We start from the raw sequence: 6770 nt of genomic DNA on the forward strand, positions 1-6770 counted from the left end.
CCATCATGGGCGCGCTGGTCGGCGGATGGCCGGAAACCGGCATGGGCGACGACCTCACCATCCGGCTGACAGGACGAATCGACCGTCTGGAGCACCGTCTGACCGCCGATGGCAAGAGCCAAGTGCGATTGATCGATTACAAAACCGGACAAGTGCCCGACAAATCGTTGCAATTCAGCGACCTGCAGCTGGTGTGCTATCAGCTCGGACTGGCCTTCCCCGAAACCGGACGGCCTCATGGCGGTCCCGACGGCTCGGCTCGGAACACGCGGATGCCCGACATCACGCAAAGCGCGTTGTTCCATGTCATGCACCATTCCGCGCCGGCACCGCGCGGCACCCAGGGCGACGAGGCATACCACCAGCAGGCGCTGTTCTCCAACGGAAGCCTCAACACCGGCGGTTTCGTGCGACGCGCCTATGTCACCTCGCTCGGCTCGGTGTTCCAGGACGGCCTCGACGACGCCGAAAAACCGCAGGAGGTCGGCGGGGAACACTGGCTGCAGTTCCTTGGACTGCGATCCACGATGGCGGTATGGTCGCTGACGATGATCTCCCGCGTCTTCTACGCGGCGGCGGCCAGCCGCGCCGTGCGGATCACGGCGCGGCCCACGGCGGAGCATGTCGGCTACTGCCGGTGCAAAGACGTATGCCCGGCCTGCGCCGGCGAACTGAACACCGTGTTCGAAAGGAGAACGGCATGAGCGACAAGCCGAAATTCACCGACAGTCCCGAACAGGCGGCCGTCATCCAAGCCCCCTCCTATGAGGACGTGGTGGTCGTGGCCGGTGCCGGATCCGGCAAAACCTACACGATGACCAGACGCATCATCACCCTGATCGGGCAGGGCGTTCCCGCGCAGAAGATCCTCGGCCTCACCTTCACGCGCAAGGCCGCGTCCGAACTGCTGTCGCGAGTCTCGGCGGCCGTCGCCGCCAACCGTGGCGAAAACGCCGGAAAAACGCCGTCGGGCATGTTCCATAAACCGGAAATCGCCACATATGATGCGTTCTTCCAAGGCATCGTGCGCCAATACGGTCTGCTTGTCGGATTCGACCAGAATACGCAGCCGTTGAGCGAGGCCGGGGCCATGCAGCTCATCCACACCGTGCTCGACAGGCATATGGACGACGTCATGCGCATCGAGGGCGACGCGAAATTCAGCACCATCGCCAGCCGGGTGTTCGCCTTGTCCAATGCGATCTCCGGCGCGATGATCGGCGGGGACTGCACCGATTTCGACGAGGCCGTGCGACGCGTGCGCGACTGGGACGAGGCGTTCATCGCGCAGGTCGCCAAGGCGTTGGACGGCGAGGACGTCCCCGAAGACGAACCGAAGCCCAAGAAACCGAAGAACACGAAGAAGATGTCGGACGATGACCGCGAGGCGGAACGGAACCGGTATCGCGCCGAATGCCACCGACTCTGCGTGTACAAAGCCGGCCAACTGTCCGCGGTGGCACGAGAACGCGACATCCTGCTCGACCTCGTCGCCGACTACCATGCGGAAAAACGCGCGTGCAACATGGCGGAATTCAGCGATTTCACCATCGCCGCGTTCCAGCTGGTCACCCGGTTCCCCTCAATCGGCGCCACCTACCGCAGACGCTACTCGCATGTGCTGCTCGACGAATACCAAGACACCTCCACCACGCAGGCGGCGCTGCTGACCGCGCTGTTCCACGTGGACGCCACGCGACGCAGCGCGGTGAACGCGGTCGGCGATCCCTTCCAATCCATCTACGCATGGCGCGGCGCCAGCCCGGGCGCGTTCCGCATGCTGCAGCATGATTTCGGCATGGGCGCGACCGACAAGCCCTACGCGTTGACCGTGACGCGACGCAACTCGCGCATGGTGCTCGAAGCGGCCAACAACCTCACGAAACCATTGCGATTGCCCGCGCGCCGCCGAAGCAGCTCGCTGATGCGGGAAGTCGACGTGCCGGCGCTCGCCAACGTCGCCAACGCCCCCGAAGGCACGGTCGGCGTGCTCGCCTATCCGACGTTCGGGCAGGAGATCGACGCCGTCGTGCGATTCGCCAAACACGCGATCGCGCTGCACACGCCTTCCACGGACGACATCGAGCATGGCGCGAAGGACCATCGTCCGCACGTGGCGGTGCTGTTTCGTTCCAAATCGAAGATGCCGCGATACGAGGACGCGCTTCAACGGGCCGGACTGACCACGCTGGTCGTCGGGCAGGCGGCGTTGCTGGAACGTCCGGAGGTGCGGGACATCTTCGCGCTGCTGCACGTGATCTGCGACCACACCGACAGCGCCGCGCTGATGCGTCTGCTCGCCACACCGCGATTCGCGGTGGATTCCGACGACCTGCAGGCGCTCGCCGGCGTCGCGGAGTCGGTGAACACGGCATACCGGTACCGCGCGCTGGTGTCCGCCGGCATCATCGCGCCGGAAGGCTCCGCGGAAGGCGAGACGGCCGACTCCGGGGAAAGGCATGATGCGGAAGCGGAATCCGGGCGGTTGGACGAATCGCGCATCCGCGCCATGGTGCGCGAATACCGCGACCAGGTTCCCAACGCGGTGTTCCTCATCGACGTGATGCTGCGCGACGATCTGCCGAAACTCATCGAAAACCGGCTCAGCGGGAACGGGGCGCGGGCGGTGCTGCGCGCGGCCGCGATGCTGCGCCAGGTGCGGCAGGTGGTCGGTCATCCGTTGCCGGAAGCGGTCCATGCCGCCATCGGCGCGTTGAACCTCGACATCGACATGGTGCTTGCCGACCGTATGCGTCGCATGCAGGACGGCGGCGCGGCCGACGGCGCGCACGCTGCACGCCGCGAGGAAGCGGACGATGCCGCGCCGCTGCCCGTCGAACACGCGACGCTGGCCAAATCGCCGTTGGATGCGGTGATGAAACTCGTCGACACCTACATGCAGGAGATCGCCACGCAAGGCACGCCAAGCCTGCGTGCGTTCGTCTCCTGGGTGGATTCGCTTCGCGACGCCTCCGACGACAACGCCGCGGTTCCGGACACGCCCGTCGACGTGGTGCTGATGACCGTCCACCAGTCGAAGGGCCTTGAATGGGACGCCGTCGCCGTGGTCGGCATGGAGGACGGCACATTTCCGTCGAACCAAGGCGACCATCTGAGCATCAAGGTGGACGAGGGTCATCTGAACGGCATGCGTGACGGCGAATGGGTGCCGCCCGAATACTTCGAAACGGCGAAGACCTGGTTGTCGGACCCCGCCGCGGTGCCGGTGCCGGTGCGCGTCGACGCCGACATTCTGCCGCGGTTCCCGCATGACGCGCCGATCGGCGGGGACCCGTTGGAGGCGCTTGACGGATTGGACGACGCCGAAATCATCGACGACGAGGTGTTCGGCACGTTGCGCTCGCTGCCCGTCGACGACATGGACGGCGTCGATCCGGCAAGCCTGTATCTGACGCAAAGCGAGGAATACGGGCGCCGGCTGCACGCGGACGAACGGCGATTGGCCTACGTGGCATTGACGCGCGCCCGCAGCGAGGCGCTGCTCGTCTACAGCGAGACCAATGAGGAAAGCCGCGACCCGCGTGCGTTGGAATCGCGCAGGACCGTGCGGAAAAGCAAACCGTCGAACTTCTGGCAGGAGGTGTTCGATTCGATGAACGGCATCGTCACCGCGGCGCGGGAACCAGGCAACCTTCGCCAGGATCCGGCATCCGGCGGCGACGCGCATCCGGACACCCTGCATTCGATCGGCGCTCCGCTTCCGGAAGGCTATTTCGTGGGCGAACACGCCCAGGATTTCGAGGACGCCGTGGTCGGCGACGCGTGGAACGCGCCGCTCGAACCGTTGTCGGAGCAGCGGTTCCTGCCCTGGCCATGCGGATTGACCGAAACGACGTCGGATCTGCTGCGTTCCGCCGCACGGCAGGTACGCGACGCCCTGCGGAACATGCGGGGCGACGATGCCGGCAAACCTTTTGATGGTGAGCCTTGTGATGACGCGAAGCACTCCGATAGCGAACTGCCGGAAGACAAGTCGCTGCTTCTGCGCGCCCGATTGCTGGCCGATGACGAGAACCTGATGCCAAGCGCGGCGGATGCCGGTTCGCGCGACGCCTTCGATGACGCGGTGCGGGCCAAAGGCGAACGAATCCTCGCCATGGGCCGGCAGAACGTCACCTCGTTGCAAGCGCGCGCCGGCGCGATGAGCGAGCGAAGCGCGCGCGAATACTGGAGGGGACTGGTGCGGCCCATCCCGCGCGTGGCCTCGCCGTCGGCGCAGCTCGGCACGCGATTCCACGCATGGGCGGAACGATTCGTCATGGCGGACGCGGACGGCATTGAGTCCGGCGCGTACGATTCCCGTGCCGAACTGGTCGAACAGCTCGCATCGACGCAGGCCGGGTCGCCGGACGAGAGGAAAATCGCCGCATGGCAGCGACGGCTCGTCTCCTCGAAATGGGCATCGCGTCGGCCGGCCTGGGCGGAGCGGCAGCTCGTCGTCGACATGCCGGAACTCGGCACCATCGTCAACGGCAAACTCGATGCGGTGTTCGTCGGCGGCATCGACGCGGCCGATCCGACGAAACGCTACACCGTGGTCGATTGGAAAACAGGCGGAAAACCGCGCAAACCCGAGGAAATCAAGGAGAAGCTCGCGCAGCTCGACCTGTACCGGCTGCTGCTGTCGACCATGGAAGGCGTGCCGTTGGACGCTATCGACGCCTGCCTCTACTATCTGAGTGAGTCGAAAGAGACCGATCGGGAGCTCGACGCCCTCGATAAGACCAAAGAAGAGATCCTTGCCGAGTTGAGCTACGGAATTCCGCAGCAATCCGACAACGATTAATGCCGGTGTGCCAATGATGTGAAGCCGCGGCCGATGGCCGAATGCGGCGCTCGCCGGTCCGTCCGCGGGGAAAACGCGCCGCGGACGGCGTTGCGGAGGAACGCCGCTACCCTCGTGCAGCATGTGTGGGCGGGCGCACATGCCGGACGCAACGAAAGTTAAGGAGCGATACATCATGGCTGCGAACGACGCAACCACAGTTTCCGACGCAGGCCGCTCGCCGTATGCGGCGCTGTTCCGCATTCCGGGTGCCAAGGCGTTCTGTTTCTCCGGCGCGTTCGCCAGACTGCCGATGTCGATGATGGGACTCGGCATCACCCTGGCGCTGAATTACCTGTACGACAACTGGACGATCGCCGGCGTGATGAGCGCGGCGTACGTGTTCTCCGCCGCGGTGGTCACGCCGTTCTATGCACGGCTGTTCGACCGCTTCGGGCAGCGCGGCGTCGGTGCGAAGGTGCTGGCGGTGCAGGTCGTCGCCATGTTGGGATTCGCCTTCGCGGCCCTGCTGCGCGTCCCCATCCCGCTGTTGTTCGTGCTGGCCGTGGCCATGGGGTTCACGCAGTTCTCGTTCGGCGCGCTCGTGCGCACCCGCTGGGCGTACGTGCTTGACCGCGCGGGCAGGGGAGCGTTGCTCGACACCGCGTACGCGCTGGAATCCGCCATCGACGAGATCGTGTTCATCTTCGGGCCGATTCTCGCGGCGTTCCTGGCGGCCTCCGTCCATCCCGTCTCCCAATTGTTCGTGCCGACCATCGCCTGCGGTCTTGGCGGTGCCGTGTTCTTCGCGTTGCGCGACACGCAGCCGCCCGCATTGCATGCGGTCGAAGTCGATGCCGCGCATGGAGATGACGGACCGCGGCTGGCGCATGGCGTGGCCTTGGATGAAGACGCGGAGCGTGCCGCCGCGCATACGAGATTCAGCCTGCGTCGACTGAAAACGGACGGCGCCCGGAGCAGGCGGAGCGTGCTGACCTACGCCGGCGTGATTCCGCTGATCATCGTGTTCATCGTGTTCAACATGAGCTTCACCGCGTTCGATACCTCCATGACCGCCGTCATGAAGGCGTTGCACCTCGAATCGGTGCTGGGCGTGCAGCTGGCGATGATCGCGCTCGGCTCGTGCATCGGCGCGCTGATTTTCGGCTCGCACGAACTCAAGGGATCGCGTTGGCTCCATATGGTCGTGTTCCTCGTGCTGATGACCATCGGATTCTTCATCGTCCACCTGTGCCAAGGCAGCCTCATCGTGATGGGCGTATTCGAAATCCTGACCGGCCTGACCATCTCGCCGGTGTTCGCGTCGGGCAATCTCGCGGTCAAGGAGACCGTGCCTGAGGAATCGTTGACCGAAGGATTGTCTTGGGTGAGCACCGCGGGAACCGTGGGCGCATCCTTCGGTTCCATGCTCGCCGGCATCGTGCTCGACCACGCCGGCACCGGAGTCGGCCTGATGCTGCCTTGGATCTGCGTGCTCTGCTCGGTTCCGTTCGCATTGCTTGGCTGGATGGTGACCGGACGCGCGGCGCGCCGTTGACGGAGCGGAATGACTGGCACGCCGTTGACGGAACGGATGCCTGGCGTTCCGTCGTGGACCAAGGTTGTTGACAGGGTGCGTGCCGATGACTGTGACGTGCGGTCACGGCATGACGTATGACGATGACGCGCCGCGCATGATGCTCGGGGCGCGGTGCTGATGGCATGTCTGCTTGATGGCGGGAACATGGTCTGATATGCCGCGCGTCAAAGCGTCTCTTTACATTCGTAGATGGGCACGTAGCGAATACGTGCGGAACATCAGACTTTTCCAAGGAGCTGCAATGATCAAGGTTTCCGTCGTCGGTGCCAAGGGCCGTATGGGATCCCACGTGGTCGAGGCCGTCACCAACGCGTCCGACACCGAACTCGCGCTCGCGCTCGACGCGGGCGACGACCTCACGCGCATCACCCCCGACAACACCGA

3 protein-coding genes and 1 pseudogene are annotated in these 6770 nt (G+C 65.0%); all 4 read left to right on the plus strand.

Annotated features, from left to right (window positions below):
- The coding region (locus B3C64_RS06520; protein WP_291534566.1) for a PD-(D/E)XK nuclease family protein at positions 1-704 on the plus strand (704 nt) is incomplete at its 5' end.
- Complete coding sequence (locus tag B3C64_RS06525; RefSeq protein WP_291534568.1) at positions 701-4807, plus strand: UvrD-helicase domain-containing protein; 4107 nt, start codon at positions 701-703, stop codon at positions 4805-4807. The genes B3C64_RS06520 and B3C64_RS06525, both read left to right, overlap by 4 nt.
- Positions 4808-4982: 175 nt before the next feature.
- Positions 4983-6344: an MFS transporter gene (locus B3C64_RS06530; RefSeq protein WP_291534569.1), complete on the plus strand. Its 1362-nt coding sequence runs from the start codon at positions 4983-4985 to the stop codon at positions 6342-6344.
- 283 nt (positions 6345-6627) lie between these two features.
- A pseudogene (locus B3C64_RS06535) lies at positions 6628-6770 on the plus strand (4-hydroxy-tetrahydrodipicolinate reductase); the annotation flags it as partial.

Source organism: Bifidobacterium sp. UBA6881, from assembly GCA_002451435.1.
In the GTDB taxonomy this organism is placed as follows: Bacteria; Actinomycetota; Actinomycetes; order Actinomycetales; family Bifidobacteriaceae; genus Bifidobacterium.

Excerpts from the sequence above, each read along its gene's own strand:
- B3C64_RS06530 (WP_291534569.1), top strand. The coding sequence starts at position 4,983 with ATGGCTGCGAACGACGCAACCACAGTTTCCGACGCAGGCCGCTCGCCG.
- B3C64_RS06525 (WP_291534568.1), top strand. The coding sequence starts at position 701 with ATGAGCGACAAGCCGAAATTCACCGACAGTCCCGAACAGGCGGCCGTC.